Here is a 20,681-nt window from a genome sequence, read left to right on the forward strand (position 1 = left end):
GCTCCGGCTCGACAATGAGGTTGCCCGCATGCTTACTCTGCCCGAAGGGATCCGCGGCTCCGCCGACTCCCGCTTCGCCGCCCCCGTGCGCACGTTCTCCCGCCTGTTCGCCCACTATCTGCGCACCGGCGGGGCACTGTCGGTCTACCTGCACGGTGAGCCCGTGGTCAATATCTGGACCGGGACCGCCGATGCGGCGGGCGAAATCTCGTGGGAGGCCGACACCGCCGCGCTGAGCTTCTCCACCACCAAGGGCATCACCTCCCTGGTGGTGCACCGTCTGGTCGATCGCGGACTGCTCGACTACGACACCCCCGTCGCCGAGTACTGGCCCGAATTCGCCGACGGCGGCAAGAATTCCGTCACCGTGCGCGATGTCCTCGCGCACCGCGCGGGACTCTCGGACCTGCGCCGCGTCCTCGACCAGCCCGGTGATGTGCTGGACCACGTGCTCATGGAGCACCGCATGGCCGCCGCGACCCCCGACTGGACGCGCGGGTTACCCGTCTATCACGCGGTCACTTTCGGCTGGCTGCTCGGCGGACTGTGCCGCGCGGTCACCGGCCGGGGCATGGCAGATCTGTTCCGCACCGAACTGGCTGATCCACTGGGCCTGACCGGTCTGCACCTCGGCCATCCCGCAGACGGCACCACGGTCGCCGAGCTGGTCGGCCCGAGCCTGGCGGCCACCGGCACCCGCCTGGGCAGACCGCTCACCGCGGCCGCCGCCCGCATCCCCGTTCTCGGCAAAGCCATCAGCTCCATGCACTTCCCGGGTGGCGAAGAGGCGCTCCGCGGTCCGGTCCCACCCCTGCTGAGCACCGAAAACGGTGCAGCCACAGGCGTGTTCACCGCCGACGCCATCGCCCGCGTCTACGCGGTCATCGCGGGCGACGGCGCCTTCGAGGGCGTCCAGCTCCTCACCCCCGAAACCGCCCGAGCCCTCGACCGCTCCACCCGCACCAGCCCCGACCCCCGCCGCGCCTTCTGGCACCTCGGCTACCACCCGCTCCCAACCCTCGGCGCACCCCGCGGCTTCGGTCACCTCGGCCTCGGCGGCTCCGGCGGCTGGGTGGATCCCGCCTCCGGCCTCGCCGTCGGCTTCACGCACAACCGCCTGGACCTGTCCCTGCTCCCCCTGGACATGTCCCTCCTGTCAGTCCTGCTCCCCACCATCACCCGCTCCGCCGCAACCCCCGCCCGCCCCGTCCGCACAGCCCGAGCCGCCTGACCCCCCGTCATCCCGGCATGCTTTCGGCCGGGATCCACCGAGATCGGCTGAGTACGAACAGGTGTGGATCCCGGCCGAAACGCGCCGGGATGACGGGTGCACGTTTCGCGTCAGTCGGGTGTGCGTTTCGCGTCAGTCGGACTGAATGTTCACTCGGTCCGGGAGAGTTCCACGCGGGCCGCTGTCACCATGGCGGTGATGGCCGCCGGCAGTGTCTGTTCCGGGTCCGGGGCGAAGCGGGGGGAGTGGTTGGAGGGGAAGCGGGGTGGGATGGTGTGCTCGGTGAGCATGATGTGCTGGTCCTCCTCGGTGAAGCGGACCCAGTCGATGCCGCCGATATGCCAGAAGACCGAGGGGACCCCCGCCGCAGTGCCGAAGACGCCGAAATCCTCACTGCCGGTGAGGGGATTGTCGAGCGGCATATAGGGGACGCCGGCGGCGGCGAGGGTGGCCATGACGCGTTCGGTATCACCGGGTGTGTTGACGGTGACCGGGAAGTGGTCGTAGGGCACGAACTCCGGCGGCTTCGGCGCGCCCGCGCCCGCCGCCTCGGACTCGGCCAGGCGCTGCAGATCGTCGAGCATGCGCTGCCGTGCGGTATCGCTGAAAGTGCGCAGCGTCAACAGCAATTCGGCGGTCTCGGGGATGATGTTCGGCCGGGTGCCCGCGTGCAGTGCGCCCGCGGTGAGCACCGAGGAGGCGGGCACGGCGGACTGCCGCGCGGTCAGCGTCTGCATGCGCACCACCAGTGTGGCGGCCATGAGCAGCGGGTCCACCGCGAGATGCGGCTGCGAGCCGTGACCGCCGCGTCCGGTGAACGTCACCCGAATCGAATCGGAGGCCGCCATCAGCGGTCCGCTGCGGCTGATGACCAATCCGGCGGGCAGCGGCGCGACATGCTGGCCCAGCACGATGGACGGCTTCGGAAAGCGCTGCACCACACCGTCATCGACCATGCGCTGGGCGCCGGCGCCGGTCTCCTCGGCGGGCTGGAAGATCGCCACCACCGTACCGGTCGGCCGCGGCCCCGTCGCAAGCTCCGCACACGCACCGAGCAGCGCGGCGACATGCACATCGTGCCCGCACGCGTGCATGACACCGGACACGGTGGACGCGTAGGCCAGCCCGGTGTCCTCCTGCACCGGCAGCGCGTCCATATCGGCGCGTAACCAGACCACCGGTCCGGGACCGCCCTGCAGCACGCCGACCACCCCGGTGCCGCCGACCCCCTCGGTCACCTCCCAGCCGGGCAGCGCGCGCAATTCCTCGGCCACCAGCCGTGCGGTGCCGTGCTCTTCGCCGGACAGTTCCGGATGCGCGTGCAACTGGCGGTAGACCTGCAGCCAGTGCTCGCCGGTCGCGGGCTCGTGCAGTTCAGGAGTGGTCGTCACGAGTGAATCTCCTTCGGGGGGACGGTCGCCGGCGTGCGGGCCGCGATCTTGGCCCAGAACGCGTCGGCGGTTTGCGGGACCAGGGCCGCGGCGATGATCGCCAGCAGCGGCCCGATGGCCATGGTTTCGAAAGCCGTTGTGTAGGAGTAACGATCGGTCATGAATCCGAACAGCGCCGGGCTGATGATGCCCGCGACCTGGCCGCCGAAGATGATCACCCCGGACGCCACGCCCATGTACGCACTCGGCAGCGCCCGCAGCGGCACCGAGAAGGCGGGCATATAGGCCAGCCCGGCCACCAGGCTCATCACCGTCGCCGCAATCACGAAGAGCGGGAACGGCTCCAGCCGGGGCAGGACGAACAGCATGATCGCGGTGGCCGCCATCGCGGGGATGACAATCCGCCGCGGGCGGCCGCCCATCCGATCCGATAGTCGCGCGCCCAGCACCACCCCGGCCGCCGCGGCCAGCGTCGAGGGCACCGCCGCCACCGCGACCATCGTGATCGACAATCCGCGCTCCTCCTGCAGGAAGGTCGGTGTCCAGGCGGTGACACCCCACACCAGCACGTCGTAGCCGAAGAAGATGGCCGCGAAACCCAGCAGCGACGGCGAGAACAGCACCGCACGCCGGCCGGCGGCAGCCGTCGCCTCGTCGGCGGGAATATCGTCCTGCGGCAACGGTTCCGGCATCCAGCGCCGCCAGGCCAGGATGACCATGACACCCAGCACCGAGATCAGCCCGAACATCGCCCGCCAGCCGACGGTCGGCAGCATGACGCCCGCGAGCACCGAGGCCAGCAGAATGCCGACGGCATTGGAGGCATTGGTCCACCCGGTCGCGGTGGTGCGCTGTTCCGGCGTGGTGCGTTCGGCCAGCGCCTTGAGCGCGGCGGCCGGGAACACACCCTGCACCAGGCCGAACAGGAACCGCATGCACAGCAGCGCCGCGAAAGACCATGCGATGGCGGTCAACCCGGTGAACACGGACCATGCGACCAGTCCGATGGTGCCGACCTTCAGCGCACCGTAGCGGTCCGCGAGCAGTCCGCCCGGCACCTGCACCGCCGCGTACGCGACGAAGAACACCGACACCAGCAGACCCAGCTGAGTGTGGTCGAGACCGAGGTCGCGGCCGATCGACGGCAACGCGAAATTGATCACGGTCCGGTCGATGTAGTCGACGACCCATGCCGCGAACAGCAGCATGACGGTCAGCCGGGTGGTACGTGGCATCGTTGCCCCTTCATGAGACGGAGCCCTGACGCGGCCTCTACGCGCGAATGCCACAATGACCTCCATGGCCGAGAATATGGCTGAAACGCCGGATATCGCCATACCGGATGGACTCACGCCGGAATCCGCCGCCCAGGCGCCCTTCGGTGAGACCGACCTGGATCTGGTGAACGCGCTGCAGATCAATCCGCGTGCGTCCTGGACCCGTATCGGCGCCTCCCTCGAATTGGACGCCACCACCGCCGCGCGCCGCTGGCAGCGGCTCACCGACGCCGGTCTGGCCTGGCTGACGGCCTACGGCATGGAGTTCGCCATCGTCGGTTATGTCCGGCTGCGCTGCCGGCCCGAGGCGCTGGCCGCACTCTCCGAGCAGGTGTGCGCCAGTCCGTACATCTTCTCGGTGGAGCGCACCAGCGGCCGCTATCAGCTGCAACTCTCGGTGGCCGCCGAAGACCTTGCCGCCCTGGACGATTTCGCGGTCGACTTCCTGGGTGGGCTGCGCGGCGTGGCCGAGGTGTGCGTCTCGGTGGGCCTGCACATCTATGTGGAGGGCGGGCAGTGGCGGCCGCAGGCGCTCGATCCCGTCCAGCGCACCCTGCTCACGGACGGACCGCAGCCGCGGCGCGGTTCGCCGTTCCCGCCCCCGCGCACCCGCGCGGGGGACCGGGACCTGGTGCTGGCGCTGTCGGCCGACGGTCGCCGCAGCGCCGCCGACCTCGCCCAGGACACCGGTCTGAGTGAGACGACGGTGCGCCGCCGTCTCGTGGAGATGACCCGTTCGGGCCGCCTGCTGATCCGCTGCGACTTCGCCCAGCAGTCCGCCGGGTGGACGGTGAACACCAACTTCTGGGCCCGATTGCCCGCCGGCGAACTGCACGCGCTCGGCGCCGAGCTCGCGCAATGGCCCGAGATTCGGCTGTGTGCGGCCACCACCGATGCCGGCAATGTGCTGATCATTGCCTGGCTGCGCACGCAGCACGAATGCATCCTCCTGGAAAACCGTCTGGCGCAAAGCTTTCCGAATCTGCACATTACCGAGCGGCAGCTCACGCTGCGCGCCCTCAAACGTATGGGCAGGCTGCTGAGCCCGGCGGGCCGCGCCGTCGGACATGTGCCCTTCGCAGTCTGGCCGTCCCTGGTTGCGGGCCGGGCAACATAGGGGCACACCCGAACGAACTTCTGTGGGTCGGATTGAACCCGACCGCCGCCCACATCGTTGAACCTCATGAGTGATCGCGAACCGGTTGCGGCAGCGAGGCCGATGCGGAGGGCAGCACCTCCGGATCGAGGCCCTACCGGACTTCGCTCAATGGGGCTTTCGCGCGCCTGAAGTTGCTGTGTACCAGCGCTTTTCAGGCAATATGTGACCTGCAACACATTGCGGGAGGCAACTGATCGTGGATACATTGTGGACGATGTATCGGGGGCAATGTAATTCGAAACGGGGAATTGTGTCCGAACGTGGAGCAGTCGAGACCGTTGCCGACGTCATCGTGGCGAGGCTGGGCGAATACACCGAGCACCTCTTCGGAGTGGGCGGAGCCAATATCGAGGACATCTACGATGCGGTGCAGCGCCGCCCGGAGCTCATGACGGGCATTGTCGCCAAACATGAGTTCGGGGCCGCCACCATGGCCGACGGATATGCCCGCGCCACCAACCGGCTCGGCGTCGTGGCCGCCACCTCCGGCGGGGGTGCCATGAATTTGCTTGCGGCACTGGCCGAATCCTATGACTCGCGGGTGCCGGTGCTGGCTCTGGTCGGCCAGGCGCCGACCGTCCTGGAAGGCAGGGGCGCCTTCCAGGACACCAGCGGCGGCGCGGGGCGGCTCGACGCCGAGCGGATCTTCGGAGCGGTCAGCCGCAGCTGCGTGAAAGTGACTCGGCCGCAGGATATTCACGCCGAGCTGGACCGGGCTATCGAGGCTGCGCTGGCCGGTGGACCGGCGGTTCTGCTGCTGCCCAAGGATATTCAGGCGGCGCCGGCGCCGAGCCGGATGCATCGTGCGGGGGTATCGGAGCCCGCGCCGGTGGATGCACCGCTCGACGCCGACGCGGTACTGCTGCTGGCGGCCGGGCAGGGGCCCGCCGTCATCATCGCCGGGCCGGAGATCGCCCGCGCGAATGCCCGGGCCGAACTCGCCGCGCTGGCGGAGGCCCTGGACGCCTCGGTGCTGGTCACCCCCGATGCCAAGGATGCCTTCCCGAACCGGCATCCGCGCTTTGCCGGTGTCACCGGTGTCATGGGACATCCGCACGCGCCCGCGCTGGTCGCGGGTGCGGGATTGTGCGTACTGGCCGGCGCGGCGCTGCCGATCACCGCGCGCGCCGGATTGGACGCGGCGCTGGCCGCCTGCCCGCGGGTGCTGCATCTGGGCGCCGACGAACCCTTCGTACCGGCCCACGTCCGGGTGCGAGGATCGCTGCGGCATCGGCTGCTGGAGTGCGCGGTGCATACCTCGCACCGGGGATCCGGTGCGGCGCAGGGTAATACGAGTGAACTGCCGGAGCTGAAGCCGCCGCCGGCGAGTGGGCCGGGCGTGCGCTACCGCGAGGCCGTGACCGCGCTGGCCGCCCGTCTGGATTCCGGCACCGATGTGGTCGCCGATGCGGGCAATACCGGTGCGGCGGTGGTACATCATCTGCCCGCGCCCGAGGGTGGCCGGTTCCTCATCGCGCTCGGTATGGGCGGTATGGGTTACGCCTTCGGCGCGGGTATCGGCAGCGCTCTCGGCCGCGGCCGCCGGACCTTCGTCATCGCCGGTGACGGTGCGTACTTCATGCACGGCAACGAGGTGCACACCGCTGTCGAATACCAGGCCCCGGTCACCTTCGTCATCTTCAACAACAATGCGCACGCCATGTGCGTGACGCGCGAACAGGTCTATTACTCCGGCGATTACAGCTTCAACCGCTTCCGGCCCGCGGATATCGGCGCGGGTGTGGCCGCCATGTACCCCCGGCTGCCCGCCTGGACCGCCACCACGCTCGCCGAATTCGAGACCGCACTGGACAAGGCCCACGACGAAGTGGGACCCGTCTTCATCGAAATCCTCTGCGACCCAGACGAACTACCACCGTTTGCCCCCTTCCTGAAGGAGTTCACCGCATGACCGACACCGTCAAGGCCGAACCCGTCGAAGTGCCGCACCTCGAGATCCCGGGCGTCTATCGCATCGAGACCATGACCCTCAAGGAGGGCATGCCGATGGTGCTCGATATGACCCGCGCGGTGTATCCGCACGATGAGGTCTTCGGCGACTACTGCACGGTCAACGAATACATCGACGCCCCGCCGGACGAGGTCTTCGAATACCTCTCCGATACCCGCAGTCTGTGCGAATGGACCTACAGCATGCGGGGTTTCGAGCGGACCGATCAGCCGGACCTGTGGGTTTCCGATGACCGCATCGGCTCGAACACCCGCATCTACACCCGCACCGAATCCAGCCGGGAGACCCGCACCGTCGATTACCACTGTGCCTGGGACCAGGGCGAACACCTGTGGATGATCTATCTGATGCGGGTGGTGGACGCGCAGCTGCTGTTCAACAAGCCCGGTTCGGTGGTGCTGTGGACCAATTGCCACCACCCCTTCTACGACGAGAACGCGTATCCCGAGACCGCGCCGGCGGATCGCCCGGTGTGGGTCGGCGATTTCTGGCATCTGTTCGCCGCCGGTCATCTGCTGGAACTGCGCAACCTCAAGGCCATCTGCGAGCACCGCCACGCCAACGGCCAGCCGATCAAGCCCGAATGGATGAACTGAGTATGAGCACCGAAACCGTCAGCCTCATCGATGTCGCCGGGTATCTACCCGAAACAATCGTTCCCGCAGACTATTTCGCGCAGTACGCGGATGCGGAGGATGTCACCGCGAACATCATGTTCAAGTCGCCGAAGTTCCGTCACCATATCGCGCCGGGAGAGTCGCCCGCCGATATGGCCGAGCGCGCGGTGGCCCCGCTGCTCGCCCGCCAGGGCCGGGATATCTTGCGCGACATCGACATTCTGATCGTGCACACCCAGCTGCCGGAGACGGCCATTGTCGGCAACGGCGGTGAAGTGGCCGCGCGCCTGGGCATCGATCCCGAATGGCTGATCGATCTGCACAATGGCGGCTGTGCGGCCTTCGTGCACGCCATGAAGCTGGCCCGGCAGATCATGGTGAGCACCGATGCCAAGGCGGCGCTCATCGTCAATATCCAGAACGCGGCCGGTCAGATCTTCACCCAGGAGCAGGTGCGCGGTAAGCCGCAGGCCGCCATTCCCGGTGACGGGGCGGGCGCGGGACTGCTTGTGAAGAACGGTGATTCGCCGATTCTCGATATCGAGACCCGGCACCTGCCGCAGTTCGCGGGACAGATGACCGTGCTCGCCGATCCGCCCCGCAAGTACTGGGAGGCCGGGCCGGGACAGATGCATGTGGGCTTCACCGAATCCAAGATCGCCAAGGTGCTCGGCCGCGGTAACAAGATCGTGCCCGAGGTGGCGCTGGCGGTATGCAAGCGGCTCGGCGTCCCCTCCAGCGAGCTGGATCTGCTGATCACCAATCAGCCCAACCGGGCCTTCCTGCGCAACTGGCGCGATGCGCTGCAACTGCCGCAGGAACGGCATCCCGATACCTTCGACGAGTGCGGAAACCTTTTCGGCGCGGGCATTCCCGTCACCTTCGACCGTGCGGTCGACGAGGGCCGCGTCGCCGCCGGATCGCTGGTGATGCTGGCCGGATTCGCGCATGCGGGCGATTTCGCGGCGGCTGCCGCGGTGCGCTGGGGCGGACGCTGAGATAACGACGATGGCTCCCCTCGCCTGGATCGGGCATCAGTTACAGCTCAATGAAAACCCCTATGGCCCACCGCCTTCCGTCCGCGAGGCACTATCGGCCGCACTCTCCTCCGCGAACCGGTATCCGGAATTCCTGCCGCAGCGCCTGCCCCGGCTCATTGCCGAACGGCTCGGCGTCGCACCCGACTGCATAGTGGTGGGCGCGGGGGCGACCGGCGTGATCATGCATATCGTGCAGGAGTTCGGTTCCGGCGGTTCGAGTGTCGTCATGGCGGTGCCGACCTTCGACGGATATCCGATCCTGACGGCCATGGCCGGCGGTCGACCGGTGACGGTGCCGCTCATGCTGGACGGGCGGCAGGATCTGGACGCCATCGCCGAGGCGGTGGACGAGCAGACCCGGCTGGTGGTGCTGTGCAGTCCGCACAATCCGACCGGAACACTCATCACGCCACCGGAATTCGAGAAGTTCCTGCTTCGGATACCGCCCGCGGTCACCGTCGTGCTGGATGAGGCGTATGTGGATTTTGTCGCGCCGGGTGAGCGCATCGACGTGCTGACACTGCTCGACGAGCATCCGAATCTGCTTGTCCTGCGCACCTTTTCGAAGGCATACGGGCTCGCGGCACTGCGGGTCGGCTATGCCGTCGGCGCTCCGGCGCTGATCGAGCGGGTGGCCCGCTGGCAGCTGCCCTTCGGCATGAACGCACTCGCCGAGGTCGCGGTGCGGGCCTGCTACGCGGCGGAACCGGAGATCGCCGAACGGGTGACGGTCATCGGCGAGCATCGGCGCCGGCTCACCGCCGGACTGCGCGAGCTCGGCCTGTGCGTACCCGACAGCTACGCCAATTTCTCCTATCTGACCCTGCCCGGCCCGGATATCGATCGGGTCGGAACCGCCTTGGCGGGGGCGAACATCCACGTCAAGCACTATCCGACCGGTTTGCGCATCACCGTGGGCGACCGGGTGGCCACCGACGCGGTTCTCCATACCGTGCGCAGTACAGTGCAGTAATGTCAGAAAATCCGTCTTCCGAACCCGCAGGGCACCGGGTCGGAGCGGACGAGGAGATCGACTACGCACTGTTGTCGCTGAGTGCACAGCTGTGCTTTGCGCTGTACTCCACGTCGCGGTCCATGACCGCTGCCTACCGTCCCTTCCTGGACGATATGAAACTCACCTATCCGCAGTACCTGGTGCTGCTGACGCTGTGGGAACGTCCGGGCATCACCATGAAGGAGCTGGGCGAGCAGATCCACCTCGACTACGGCACCCTCTCGCCGCTGGTACAGCGGTTGCAGGCCGGTGGCCTGGTCGAGAGTGTGCGCAGCGTCGCGGACGGGCGTGCGGTCGTGCTGCACGCCACCCCCGCCAGTCAGCAATTGCAGGGGCCCGCGCAGCGCATGATCCACGCGGTGCTGGATTCCGTCGGCATCCCGCTGGAAGATATCGAGGCGCTCCGGGACCAGGTCAACGCCCTGGGACTGCGGCTCGACGCCATGGTCACCGCGGCCCGCGCTCGCTGAGCCTGCCCGGCCGGTTCTTTGGTCCGGGGCACACTCCGGTGCGGTCCGTGGTGTTCGCGGGCACATTGTGATCCACGGCGCACCGCACCAGCATTGTGAATTGGTCCTGGTTCGGGGGCCGTGCGAGAGTGTGCCCGCGTGCCGGACGATGCGGTCCGGGCAGGTCGGAGGAGAGAGGTCGTGGGACAGATGGGATCAACCTCGGTTGCACAGCGCGAATTCGAGGCGCCGGCGTCGTACGCCATCGCCGAGGGTGCGGCGCTGACCGATGTCGTCGACGGCCTCGCCGCGCATTCGCCGGATTTCGTGGCCTTCCAGCGGCCCGCCACCGACGGGTGGAGCGATGTGACGGCCGCGCAGTTCGCCGCCGAGGTGCGGGCGGTGGCCAAGGGGCTCATCGCCTCCGGTGTGCAGGCCGGGGATCGGGTCGCCATCATGGCCGCGACCCGGTACGAGTGGACGCTCATCGACTACGCCATCTGGACCGCCGGGGCGTGCACGGTCGCCATCTACGATTCCTCGTCGACCGATCAGGCGCGCTGGATCGTCGAGGATTCGGGCACGAAGCTGCTGATCGTGGAGAACGAGCGGCATGCGGACACCGTCGCCGATATCGCGACGGCCGACCTGCTCGAGACGCTGCGCATCGATGCGGGTGCGGTGGACGAGCTCGTCGAACGCGGTGCCGCCGTTGACGACAGCGTGCTCGCCGAGCGCCGGGCCCAGGTCGGGTCCGCCTCCGCGGCGACGCTCATCTACACCTCGGGCACCACCGGCCGTCCCAAGGGTGTGGTGCTCACGCACGCGAACCTGCTGGCCGAGTCGCTGTCCGGCAAGATCGCGCTGCGGCATCTGCTCGCCGAGGGCAAGACGACCCTCATGTTCCTGCCGCTCGCGCACGTCTTCGCGCGTGCCATCGCGGTGGGCTCGCTGGCGGCCAAGGTGACCGTCGCGCACACGTCCGACTGGTCCACCCTGACCACCCAATTCGCTTCGTACAAGCCGGATTTCATCCTGGCCGTGCCCCGGGTGTTCGAGAAGGTCTACAACGGCGCGAAGCAGCAGGCGCACGACAGCGGTAAGGGGCGCATCTTCGATCTGGCCGCGGATACCGCCATCGCCTGGAGCGAGGCGCAGGAGTCCGGCGGCGCGAGTCTGCCGCTGCGCCTGAAGCACGCGCTCTTCGACAAGCTCGTCTACTCGAAACTCCGTGCCGCCCTGGGTGGTCGCTGCACCGGCGCGGTCTCCGGCGGCGGTCCGCTCGGCGCGCGCCTCGGCCACTTCTTCCGTGGCATCGGCGTCCCCGTGTACGAGGGCTACGGCCTCACCGAGACCAGTGCGGCCATTACCGTGAATACGGTGTCGCACATGCGAGTCGGCACCGTCGGCCGCCCGATCGAAGGCAATGCGGTCAGCATTGCCGACGACGGCGAAGTCCTGCTGCGGGGTTCCGTGGTCTTCGACGGCTACTGGCACAATGACGCCGCCAGCGCCGAAGCGATTACCGAAGGCTGGTTCCACACAGGCGATCTCGGCGCCCTGGATGCCGACGGCTACCTCTCCATCACCGGCCGCAAAAAGGAAATCATCGTCACCGCCGCCGGCAAGAACGTCTCTCCGGCCCCCATGGAAGACACCCTCCGCGCCCACCCCCTCATCGGCCAGTGCATGATCGTCGGCGACAACAAGCCCTTCATCGGCGTCCTCATCACCCTCGACCGCGACGCCCTCCCCGGCTGGCGCGACCGCAACAGCATCCCCGCCGACGTCACCATCGAAGCCCTCACCACCAACCCCGCCCTGGTAGCGGAAATCGAAGCCGCAGTGGCCGATTCCAACACCAAGGTCTCAAAAGCCGAGTCCATCAAAAAGATCCGCATCCTCTCCGCCGACTGGACCCAGGAAACCGGCGAACTAACCCCCAAACTCTCCCTCAGACGCGCAGTCGTCCTGGAGAAGTACGCCCCCGAGGTAGCCGCCATCTACTCCTGATCCGCCCGCACCACACAGCCCGCGTACCCACCCGACAGCCCTCACCGGCGCTGTCCGGTGTGGACGCGGGCTGTCTGGTCTTGCGGTAGGTGATGCGCCAGCCGTCGGGGTGACGGGGTCGCGTTCGGTGCGAGTTGTGGCGGGCTAGCGCTGGCCGTGGTTCAGGGCCAGAAGGGCGGCGGCCAGTTGGGCGCCGGTGTCGAGGGTGGCGGCGAAGATGTCCTGGGGGACGAGTTTGCCGTTGCACCAGAGGATATTGCAGTTGCCGGAGGCGTAGGGGCCGGTGCCCAGCAGGATTTGGGCCACCTGCGCGGGGTCGGTCCAGAAGGCGAGATCGTCGAGGCTGCCGACCACCGGGCCGAAATTATCGTTGTAGTGGTACGGCTCGTCGTAGGGCTCGGCGGGGACGTCGGAGACCGATGCGGTGACGCGGCGGAGGAATTCCTTGTTGTCGGGATTGGATTCGGCCGCGAGGGAGGTCTGCACATTGTTCGGGTCGATGCCCGCGGGGACGCCGAGGCGGACGATGACCATATCGCGGCTGGGGATGATGGCGACGAACTGGCCCAGTGCGCCGACGAAGGAGTACAGATCGCGCGGGGCGCCGGGGAACATGGCGTGCTCGAAGACCTTGGCGGTGGGCACGGTGGCGGTCTTGTAGGAGTCACCGGCATTGAGCCAGAAGAGGAATCCGTAGCCGCCATTGGCCGCGGTGGGCTGCTGCGCCTGGCGAATGTAGTCGGGATCGATCAATTGCCGATCACCCCAGTGGCCGTTGTCGAGCATGAGCTGGCCGAGGCGGGCGATATCGTCCGCGCGCATGGCCATCCCGCCGTTGACCGCGGTATTCCCGCTGCGATCGCGCAACCAGATCCAATTGCCGCGGTCGATACCCAAGGGGGACATCAGTTCCCGCTGCACGAAGTCCTGGAAGTCCATGCCGGTGGTGATTTCCACGATCTTGGGCAGCAGCACCAGCACCGCCTGGCTGTATTGGAAAGTGGTGCCGGGCTCGAAAGCGAAAGGCGCTTCCAGGTTTTGGAGCACCTCGTCGGTGGCGATCCCCGCGATATCGGCAGCCCAGCTGAAACGCAATCCCGTGGTCTGATTGAGGACCTGGCGCACAGTCAGCGCCGCGTGCGCCGGATCGGCCTGCGGGAAGAACTTTCCGAGCGGATCGTCGAGGCTGAAATACCCCATGGTGATGGCCCGCCCGATGGCTACCGAGGCGACACCCTTGGAGGCGCTGGCCAGCGGCAGTGGCAGATTTCCGGTGCCGGTGCGATCGCCCACCAGGCAACCGTGCCGATACACCTGAATGGCGTAGGCGCCCTTGCTGGAACCGAAGTCGATGGCATCGGACAGCGCCGTGGGATCGATACCCGCCGCCGCCGGATCACTGCGCCCGAAGGCGTCGGCGCCCGCGGGATCGGCGCAGCTGCTCGCGGCCGGATCGGCCGCGGCGACGGGGGAGACGAGGGTGCATGCGGCAATGGTGAGGGCGGCGCCGACACCACCCATCCAGCGTCGGCGAGAGTTCATGACGGTCCTTGTCGAAAGAGTTTATCGGGGAACGTGATTCAGTGGAGTGCGTTCGCGAGCGCATTGCGCTCGACACTGAAATACGTTGTGTCGCTGGGCAGTGCCCAATCCGGTCGGACGAAGAAGTGCTTCGCGGTCTCGTCGCCGAAGGCGATATACCGCAGCCACGCCACCGCGGTACCGGCGGATCGATAGTTCTCGATTCCGTCGACCGGCGAGAAATGGCTGACGCCACGCGCATCGGCAATCCACGCCGGCGCATTGAACGTCACGTTGTACTGCCACCACCGCACCCAGGCGAAGTCCGGCACCACAAAATCGTTGTAGCCGGTGAGGTACAGCGTCGGCGCGTCGAACAGCGCACCGACCGCCACCGGTCCGGGCTCGATGGCCAGCACGCCCGCCACCCGCAGCGCGGGATCGATGGCCGATGCCACCGGCGGCAGCAGGGTGGCAATCTGCTGCGCCGCACCGCCACCGGCGGAATGCCCGGCAAAGATGGTGCGCGACAGGTCGATTCGCTGGAACAGCGGAGAATTCGGATCACGATCGGCCCCGATCGCCACGGCCAATCCGGCGGCGGGCACATAGGCCAGCGAGTTGAACCACTCGTAGGGCACCGTCACGACGAACCCATTGCTCACCCACTGCCGCACCAGCCGGTCGTACATCCCCGGATTGGCATCGATCCCGCCCGTGAACACGATGAGTGGCGCACTGCCCAGATCGGCGATATCGGCCGGATAGTAGGTGTTCACGCCGGCCGGCGATTCGAGTCCGTTCGGAAACGCCTGCGTACAGGTCATATCGTCGGTATTGCCGAACAGGTGCACGGCAATGTGCTGGAACATGCCGACGACGGAGTCCTGGCACGGATTCGTCCGCACCGCGGTCGCCACCGGATGGGTCCCCATACCCCCGTAGAGGCTCTGCGCCGTCGCCGCGGGCGCGGGCTCATCGGCCGCGGCCGTCGCCCCCCACGAGCAGGCGAATACGGTCGCCGCGGCCAGTACTGTCGCCACGGCGCGCCGCGGTGCCAAAACCCTCATCGTCGAGGTCCTTCCGTCCCTGCCCCAAGCCGCAGTTTGTGAAACCGGCTGGTCTCAGAGCAGGATAACGGAGAGTGTCGCACAACACAATGGCCGCCGATTGCGAACCGGAGCACTGCCCATGGCCCCCGCTCCGGGCATATCCGGTGGTCCTGTGTGATCGATCAGACGTACCAGTGGGCGGTGCGGGCGGAGTCGTAGAGGCGGTCGAAGACGCGGTGGTGCAGGGCGCGGGCGGATTCGAGACGCTCCTCGCCGACACCGCGGCGGGCGAGCAGCGGCCACGCGACGGTGTCGCGAAAACCGTAGTGCAGGCGCTGTATTCCGGTGATGACCTGTTCGATGCCCTCGTGCAACCGGATGCGGGCGCTCCAGGCGATGCGGACCGGGGCGGGGGAGGTGCGCACGCGGTCGCTGATGCGCTGCGTCAGAAGGGGTTGCGGCACTGGGTATCTCCTCGTCGAGATGGGTTGCCGACCACGGTGCCAGAATCCTCGCCCCAAGTGTCCCAGACGATTCGGAATTGGCGGCAATGGTCAACCTCGGGACAGCTCCTGCCGGGTCGCGGCGGGATTGTGCTTCCGTTCATCGAATTCCGCGCGCTGGAAACGGTCAAAGTGAATGACGGACCAATTTCGCAGTTCAGTGGCGTGGAGCACAGTGAAAGGCTCGAGAACAATTCGTTAACCAACTGTTAGCGCGTCTGTCTGTTGCGGTGATCGAATTTCGGTGATGTTCTTGGTTCGCGCCCGTTTCGGAGGCGCCATTCTCGGCAGTGTCGCCGCAGCACTTCCCACTCTGTTTGTCAGCCCAGTCGCCATTCTTCGGCGCACAGCTCCAACTGGTGAAGGTTCGAAAGGATTTCAGGCCAAATGAAAGCACCCTTCGTCATTCGTGCCGCTGCCGTATTCACCGGCGCCGCACTGACATTCATCGCGCCTGCCCTGGCTACCGCCGCACCGGCGGGAGGCGATGTCTCGCCTCCCGCCGACGCGGGCAGCTCGAGCACTGCACAATCGGTCCTGCCGCAGCTCGGCACGGGCAGTGCCGCCGCAGGTACCGGCAGTTCCACGGCCTCCGGCGTGCTCGGGGCCCTGGGCACCGGCAGCGGCGCGGCCGGATCATTCGCGGGACTTTTCCCCGGGCCCGGCTCGGTCCTCGGTCTGCTCGGTACCGGCAGTGGTGCCGCGAGCGGATCCGCACAGGCGGGCGGAACGCTCGCACAGGCACTCGGTTCCGGGAGCGCCGCAGCCGGTGCGGGCTCCTCCGGTCGCTAATTGCTTCCAATTCGCCGCAGCGTGAATTAAAGGCCGAGATTTTACGAAATCTCTACGGCTCGACCGCTTGGCATGAAATTCGATGAGGGACGTCGATATGGAATACACACACCTGTCCGAATTTGCTTTGCGCCCCGGCGCATTGACCCTCTGGCACCCCGAGCTCGCCCCCGGCCATGCGTGGACGCCGGATGAAAGGCCGCTCACCAGCGTGCATGTCCGGCACTGCCAGGAAACCGACGCCGGTGACACCCGGCCCGGCCGAGGCCGCTGGATCGGCACGATCTTCGAAATGGACGCGCCGTTCCACGCCGAACAGTGGCGGGAGACCGTGCGACTGTGGCACGCCCGCCACGAGGGCCTGCGCACCACGCTCGAGACCCACGCCGATCCCGAACCGCAGCGGCTGGTCTGCGCCGCGGCGGCTGTCACCATTGCCGATCTGCCGGTGCCCGGCATCACCGCTCCCGAGGTGATCAGCGAATACCTCTGCGACGCATTGGAATTGCGCCTCTCCCCGCTGGTGTGGCCGCACTGCCTGCTCGCCACCGTCGAGCACACCGACACCGCCGACTTCACCGTGCTGGTCGCCGCCGACCACTCGGTCATGGACGCGTATTCGCAGGCCATCGTCATTCTGGAATTGCGCACGCTCTACCGATCGGTGACTCGCGGCGAACCGGCGCGGGAATCGGCCACCTTCGGCAGTGCCGCGGATTTCGCGGCCCTGGAGCGCACCGCCGCCGCCGCGCTCACCACCGGCTGCGAATCCGTCCGGCTGTGGCGGAGGTTCCTGGACGGATCGGGCGGCATGCTGCCCCGATTCGAACCCGCCATCGCACCGGGATGCACCACCTCCTCTGCACTGCCGCAGACCAGTATCTCGCGAAAACTGTTGTCGCTCAGCGAACTCGAACATATCGAGATGGCGGTCGCGGCGCGCGGACACCGGCTGTCCGTCGCAGTCTTCACCGCACTGGCCATCGCCTACCGCCGCACCTTCGGCTACATCTCCATGCGGGCGATCATGCCGATCGCCACCCGGCCGGATCTCCAGTGGCTCGAATCCATGGGCTGGTTCGTGAATGTCGTCCCCCTCGACCTCACGCTCGCACCGGATCTGGATCTCGACAGTGCCCTGGAAACAACCCGTACCGAACTGCGCCGGACCAAGGTCGCCAACGACGCCACCTGGACGCGCGCGCTGGAACTGCTGAACTGCACCGATCATCCGCGATTCGGCATCTCGTTCCTGGATATCCGTGTCCTGCCCGATTACGAACTCGTCGAATCCCTGCGCGGCCACACCCTACGGGCCGAGTCCTACTCAGGTGACGAGGTCTTCTTCTGGGTGGTTCGCGCCGCCGACGGACTGCGCCTGTCCACCCGCTTCCCCGCGGCCTTCCCCACCGCGGAGATGGATCGGTTCCTCGGTGAATTCACCCGCGCCATCAGAGAATTCGCGATCCCTGCTGTACCGGATGTCAGCAGGGCGCCCTCCTCTCCTGTCGTGAACGGCAGACCGCCGGTGGTGGGTAATACCCCCGTGCCGCAGCTGGTTTCGGCTCCGGCGCAGGGCTGACCCATGAAGGTGCTCCTCGCATTCGCCGGCAGCCGGGGTGACGCACAACCGGGTGTGCTGCTCGGCCGGGAGTTGGCGAACCGAGGGCACCGGGTGACGGTCGCGGTATCGCCGAATCTGGTCGAGTTCGCCGCCGCGCACGGGGTTTCGGCCGTGTCGTTCGGTCTCGACAGCGCGGAGCTACTGCGCGCGCAGCAGGCAGATCGCCGCTTCGCCGCGTGGAACCCGATCGAGCGGGTACGTGCCCTACGGGATCTGCAACGGCGCGGATTCTCCGAGGCCGCGCGGGATCTGCTGGACATCTCCAGTGACACAGACCTGCTCGTCACCGGTATGGCATGCGAGGAAGTCGCCGCCGAGGTCGCGAGGCGACGAGGCCTGCCCTCGGCGGCGATGCACTTCTTCCCGATCCTGCCCAATCGGGCCGTCCCGGTGGTTCCCGCCGCCTGGGGCCGCCGGGTCCCCGGCGTGCTCAATCTGCTGGGCTGGCATGCGCTGACCAGAACCCGCGCCTGGGCCCTCGCTCCGGAGATCGCGGCCCTGCGCCGTGGCGAGGCCGATCCGAAGCCGGTGGTGTCCACCGCAATTCAGGCGTACGACGCCGAGCTGTTTCCCGGGCTCGAGGTCCAGCTCGGCGATGCGCCGGTCACCGGCTTTCCGGTGGTTCCGGATGCGGACGGAGCAGCGGTGCTCCCGGACGGTGAGCTGTCGAAGTGGCTGCGGGCCGGAGACGCTCCCGTGTACGCCGGATTCGGTTCGATGCCCATGACCGATCCGCTCGAGGTGGAGCGGATGGTGCGGGAGGTCTGCCGCCGCCAGGGCAGGCGACTGCTGTTGGCGGGCGGCATGTTCCGCGCGGGTATCAGTCCCGATGTGGCGGTGGTCGCCCAGCTCGACCACCGGGCGGTGCTGCCGCTGTGTGCGGTGGCGATCCATCACGGTGGCGCCGGAACCACGGCGGCGGCACTGCGGGCCGGTGTGCCCTCGGTGATCTGCTCGGTCCAGGCCGATCAGCCGTTCTGGGGCCGGCAACTCGAGACGCTCGGTCTCGGCGCCACCCTGCCCTTCGCGCACGTGACCGCGGATCGGGTGGAGCAGCTGCTGATTCGAGCCACCGACCCGACCGTCGTGCTGCGGGCTTCGGCCTACGGCATGCGCTTTCGTGACGACGGCGTGGCCCGTGCCGCGACCGTCGTGGAATCCCTTGCGCCACTGGATCATCCGGCATCGCTGCCGAACGATCCGGTGACCACCCTCAAGATCGGAGGTGATCGATGAGCGTCGAGAATGCCATCGAAACCCAGGCGCTGGGCAAGACTTTCGGCTCGCTCACCGCCGTGGACGCGGTGGACCTGCGGGTCGCCGCCGGCTCGGTATTCGCACTGCTCGGCCCCAATGGCGCGGGCAAGACGACCGTGGTGCGCATGCTCGCCACGCTGCTGCGGCCGGACGGCGGCAGTGCGCAGGTGTTCGGGCACGATGTGGTGCGGCAGGCGACGGCCGTGCGCTCCATGATCGGGCTCACCGGCCAGTACGCCGCGGTGGACGAGAACCTCACGGCGCTGGAAAACTTGCGGCTGTTCGGGCAATTGCTCGGATTGACCCGCCGGGCCGCCGCCCGCCGCGCGGACGAACTGCTCGAGGAATTCGAACTGACCGCTGCCGCCCGGCGGCGCGTGGCCACCTTCTCCGGCGGTATGCGCCGCCGGCTGGATCTGGCGGCCACGCTGATCACGCTGCCGCCCCTGATCTTCCTGGACGAGCCGACCACCGGACTCGATCCGCACACCCGCGAACGCATGTGGACGGTGGTGCGCGGACTGGTGGATCGCGGCGCGACCATCCTGCTGACCACCCAGTACCTGGAGGAGGCCGACGCGCTCGCCGACCGCATCGCCGTCATCGATCACGGCACCGTGGTCGCGGAAGGCACTGCGAGCGAACTCAAGTCGTCGCTCGGGGAGGAGATGCTGCGCATCGACCTCGTCGAGGCGGCGCAGCGCCCGCTGGCCGATGCGGCCGTCGAACGCATTACCGGAGTCACTCCGCTGCACGGGGATACACCCGCCACGCTCACGGTTCCGCTGCGCGATATCGACAGTGCCGCCGATGTGCTCACCGCCTGCCGCACCAGCGGTATCCGCCTGCGCGGCTTCGCCGTGGACCGCCCGGATCTGAATTCGGTCTTCCTCGCCCTCACCCAGCATTCGACAGACAGGAGGGCACTCTCATGACCGTCCTCACCGAGGCTCCGGCGCCCGCCGTTCCCGCGCCGCGCATCGAGCGGGTCCCCACCGTGGTGCACATCGGAATCGGTGCGGCCCTGCGGCAATCGCTGACCATGGCCAAGCGCGGCATGCTGACCTTCCGGCACAGCCCGCAATTGCTCTATGACGCAGTGCTGTTGCCGATCATCGGCCCGCTGCTGTTCGGCAGTGTCTTCGGCACCGCCATCGCCGGCAGTATGCACGCGTACCTGCCCACGCTGATTCCGGGCGTGCTGGTGCAGATCGTATTGACGTCCTCGGTGGCCACCGGCGTGCAGCTGTCGGAGGACATTCGCTCCGGCGTCTTCGACCGCTTCGTCTCCATGCCGATCGCGCGATCAGCCCCGGTCACCGGCGCTCTGGTCGCGGGTGCGACAAGATACGTGATCGCCGCGCTCATGGTGCTGATCGTCGGATTCGGCATGGGCTACCGGCCGGACCACCCCGGCGGCCTGATCGCGGGCGCGCTGCTGGTGGTGCTCGCGACCACGGCCATGAGCTGGATTTTCGCCTTCATCGGCGTGACCGTGGCCCGCCCGGCCGCGGTCCAGGGCATGTCCATGCTGGTGCTGACCTTCCTCAGCTTCGCCTCCAATGCCCTGGTGCCGGTGCAGGCCATGCCCGCCTGGCTGCGGCACGTCTCCGATTACAACCCCGTCTCGCATCTGGTGGCGGCCGTGCGCACTCTCGCCGATACCGGCCATGCCGGATCCGACCTCGTCTGGTCGGCGCTGGCCGCACTGCTCGTCGCGATCGTCTTCGCCCCCTTGACCGTTCGTACCCTGCGTAATCGCTGAAAC

At 67.6% G+C, this 20,681-nt stretch carries 18 protein-coding genes; 13 read left to right on the forward strand and 5 right to left on the reverse strand.

Going from position 1 to position 20,681, the window contains the following annotated elements; translation table 11 throughout:
- Window positions 1-28 precede the first annotated feature (28 nt).
- Window positions 29-1,231 (forward strand): serine hydrolase domain-containing protein, encoded by a 1,203-nt coding sequence (locus OG326_RS08825; protein ID WP_327144110.1) that lies wholly within the window; start codon window positions 29-31, stop codon window positions 1,229-1,231.
- A gap of 149 nt (window positions 1,232-1,380) precedes the next feature.
- Here the strand turns inward: OG326_RS08825 and OG326_RS08830 are convergent, their stop codons facing one another.
- A complete protein-coding gene (locus tag OG326_RS08830) occupies window positions 1,381-2,622 on the reverse strand; it encodes an amidohydrolase (RefSeq protein WP_327144111.1) in 1,242 nt (413 codons plus the stop codon).
- Window positions 2,619-3,857, reverse strand: a complete 1,239-nt coding sequence (locus OG326_RS08835) for an MFS transporter (RefSeq protein WP_327144112.1) — start codon at window positions 3,855-3,857, stop codon at window positions 2,619-2,621. The genes OG326_RS08830 and OG326_RS08835 overlap by 4 nt, the downstream gene beginning before the upstream one ends.
- A 64-nt stretch (window positions 3,858-3,921) precedes the next feature.
- On the opposite strand from OG326_RS08835, the gene OG326_RS08840 reads away from it, so the two are divergent.
- From OG326_RS08840 to OG326_RS08870, 7 genes are all read left to right on the forward strand, one after another.
- Complete coding sequence (locus OG326_RS08840) at window positions 3,922-5,016, forward strand: Lrp/AsnC family transcriptional regulator (protein WP_327144113.1); 1,095 nt, start codon at window positions 3,922-3,924, stop codon at window positions 5,014-5,016.
- A 292-nt stretch (window positions 5,017-5,308) separates the two neighbouring features.
- Window positions 5,309-6,970, forward strand: a complete 1,662-nt coding sequence (locus OG326_RS08845) for a thiamine pyrophosphate-binding protein (protein ID WP_327144114.1) — start codon at window positions 5,309-5,311, stop codon at window positions 6,968-6,970.
- A complete protein-coding gene (locus OG326_RS08850) occupies window positions 6,967-7,626 on the forward strand; it encodes an SRPBCC family protein (protein WP_327144115.1) in 660 nt (219 codons plus the stop codon). Before OG326_RS08845 ends, OG326_RS08850 begins: the two co-directional genes overlap by 4 nt.
- A gap of 2 nt (window positions 7,627-7,628) precedes the next feature.
- Complete coding sequence (locus OG326_RS08855; RefSeq protein WP_327144116.1) at window positions 7,629-8,645, forward strand: 3-oxoacyl-ACP synthase III family protein; 1,017 nt, start codon at window positions 7,629-7,631, stop codon at window positions 8,643-8,645.
- 10 nt (window positions 8,646-8,655) lie between these two features.
- Complete coding sequence (locus tag OG326_RS08860; RefSeq protein WP_327144117.1) at window positions 8,656-9,660, forward strand: pyridoxal phosphate-dependent aminotransferase; 1,005 nt, start codon at window positions 8,656-8,658, stop codon at window positions 9,658-9,660.
- Entirely contained in the window at window positions 9,660-10,172 is a 513-nt protein-coding gene (locus tag OG326_RS08865) for a MarR family winged helix-turn-helix transcriptional regulator (RefSeq protein ID WP_327144118.1), read from the forward strand. Before OG326_RS08860 ends, OG326_RS08865 begins: the two co-directional genes overlap by 1 nt.
- A gap of 189 nt (window positions 10,173-10,361) precedes the next feature.
- Window positions 10,362-12,164: an AMP-dependent synthetase/ligase gene (locus OG326_RS08870; RefSeq protein WP_327146423.1), complete on the forward strand. Its 1,803-nt coding sequence runs from the start codon at window positions 10,362-10,364 to the stop codon at window positions 12,162-12,164.
- 144 nt (window positions 12,165-12,308) lie between these two features.
- Here the strand turns inward: OG326_RS08870 and OG326_RS08875 are convergent, their stop codons facing one another.
- From OG326_RS08875 to OG326_RS08885, 3 genes are all read right to left on the reverse strand, one after another.
- Window positions 12,309-13,706, reverse strand: coding sequence for a serine hydrolase domain-containing protein (locus OG326_RS08875; protein WP_327144119.1), 1,398 nt, complete (start codon window positions 13,704-13,706; stop codon window positions 12,309-12,311).
- A 38-nt stretch (window positions 13,707-13,744) separates the two neighbouring features.
- Entirely contained in the window at window positions 13,745-14,755 is a 1,011-nt protein-coding gene (locus OG326_RS08880; RefSeq protein ID WP_327144120.1) for a poly(ethylene terephthalate) hydrolase family protein, read from the reverse strand.
- A 164-nt stretch (window positions 14,756-14,919) separates the two neighbouring features.
- Window positions 14,920-15,201 (reverse strand): hypothetical protein, encoded by a 282-nt coding sequence (locus tag OG326_RS08885; protein WP_327144121.1) that lies wholly within the window; start codon window positions 15,199-15,201, stop codon window positions 14,920-14,922.
- Between the two features lie 426 nt (window positions 15,202-15,627).
- On the opposite strand from OG326_RS08885, the gene OG326_RS08890 reads away from it, so the two are divergent.
- The 5 genes from OG326_RS08890 to OG326_RS08910 all read left to right on the forward strand — a co-directional run bounded on the left by OG326_RS08890 (window position 15,628) and on the right by OG326_RS08910 (window position 20,678).
- Window positions 15,628-16,032 (forward strand): hypothetical protein, encoded by a 405-nt coding sequence (locus tag OG326_RS08890; RefSeq protein WP_297620653.1) that lies wholly within the window; start codon window positions 15,628-15,630, stop codon window positions 16,030-16,032.
- Window positions 16,033-16,129: 97 nt separating this feature from the next.
- Entirely contained in the window at window positions 16,130-17,614 is a 1,485-nt protein-coding gene (locus OG326_RS08895) for a condensation domain-containing protein (protein ID WP_327144122.1), read from the forward strand.
- Window positions 17,615-17,617: 3 nt separating this feature from the next.
- Window positions 17,618-18,892: a glycosyltransferase gene (locus tag OG326_RS08900; protein ID WP_327144123.1), complete on the forward strand. Its 1,275-nt coding sequence runs from the start codon at window positions 17,618-17,620 to the stop codon at window positions 18,890-18,892.
- The gene (locus tag OG326_RS08905) at window positions 18,889-19,848 is read left to right on the forward strand and encodes an ATP-binding cassette domain-containing protein (protein WP_327144124.1); all 960 of its coding nucleotides are present in this window, start codon (window positions 18,889-18,891) and stop codon (window positions 19,846-19,848) included. Before OG326_RS08900 ends, OG326_RS08905 begins: the two co-directional genes overlap by 4 nt.
- Window positions 19,845-20,678 carry an ABC transporter permease gene (locus OG326_RS08910; RefSeq protein ID WP_327144125.1) on the forward strand — a complete coding sequence of 278 codons (834 nt, stop codon included), beginning with the start codon at window positions 19,845-19,847 and terminating at the stop codon, window positions 20,676-20,678. The genes OG326_RS08905 and OG326_RS08910 overlap by 4 nt, the downstream gene beginning before the upstream one ends.
- The last annotated feature ends 3 nt before the right edge of the window (window positions 20,679-20,681 follow it).

The organism is Nocardia sp. NBC_01327 (assembly GCF_035958815.1).
Classification (GTDB): domain Bacteria; phylum Actinomycetota; class Actinomycetes; order Mycobacteriales; family Mycobacteriaceae; genus Nocardia.

Excerpts from the sequence above, each read along its gene's own strand:
- OG326_RS08880 (WP_327144120.1), bottom strand. The coding sequence starts at position 14,755 with ATGAGGGTTTTGGCACCGCGGCGCGCCGTGGCGACAGTACTGGCCGCG.
- OG326_RS08875 (WP_327144119.1), bottom strand. The coding sequence starts at position 13,706 with ATGAACTCTCGCCGACGCTGGATGGGTGGTGTCGGCGCCGCCCTCACC.
- OG326_RS08850 (WP_327144115.1), top strand. The coding sequence starts at position 6,967 with ATGACCGACACCGTCAAGGCCGAACCCGTCGAAGTGCCGCACCTCGAG.
- OG326_RS08870 (WP_327146423.1), top strand. The coding sequence starts at position 10,362 with ATGGGATCAACCTCGGTTGCACAGCGCGAATTCGAGGCGCCGGCGTCG.
- OG326_RS08895 (WP_327144122.1), top strand. The coding sequence starts at position 16,130 with ATGGAATACACACACCTGTCCGAATTTGCTTTGCGCCCCGGCGCATTG.
- OG326_RS08905 (WP_327144124.1), top strand. The coding sequence starts at position 18,889 with ATGAGCGTCGAGAATGCCATCGAAACCCAGGCGCTGGGCAAGACTTTC.
- OG326_RS08835 (WP_327144112.1), bottom strand. The coding sequence starts at position 3,857 with ATGCCACGTACCACCCGGCTGACCGTCATGCTGCTGTTCGCGGCATGG.
- OG326_RS08860 (WP_327144117.1), top strand. The coding sequence starts at position 8,656 with ATGGCTCCCCTCGCCTGGATCGGGCATCAGTTACAGCTCAATGAAAAC.
- OG326_RS08855 (WP_327144116.1), top strand. The coding sequence starts at position 7,629 with ATGAGCACCGAAACCGTCAGCCTCATCGATGTCGCCGGGTATCTACCC.
- OG326_RS08900 (WP_327144123.1), top strand. The coding sequence starts at position 17,618 with ATGAAGGTGCTCCTCGCATTCGCCGGCAGCCGGGGTGACGCACAACCG.
- OG326_RS08865 (WP_327144118.1), top strand. The coding sequence starts at position 9,660 with ATGTCAGAAAATCCGTCTTCCGAACCCGCAGGGCACCGGGTCGGAGCG.
- OG326_RS08910 (WP_327144125.1), top strand. The coding sequence starts at position 19,845 with ATGACCGTCCTCACCGAGGCTCCGGCGCCCGCCGTTCCCGCGCCGCGC.
- OG326_RS08890 (WP_297620653.1), top strand. The coding sequence starts at position 15,628 with ATGAAAGCACCCTTCGTCATTCGTGCCGCTGCCGTATTCACCGGCGCC.
- OG326_RS08825 (WP_327144110.1), top strand. The coding sequence starts at position 29 with ATGCTTACTCTGCCCGAAGGGATCCGCGGCTCCGCCGACTCCCGCTTC.
- OG326_RS08840 (WP_327144113.1), top strand. The coding sequence starts at position 3,922 with ATGGCCGAGAATATGGCTGAAACGCCGGATATCGCCATACCGGATGGA.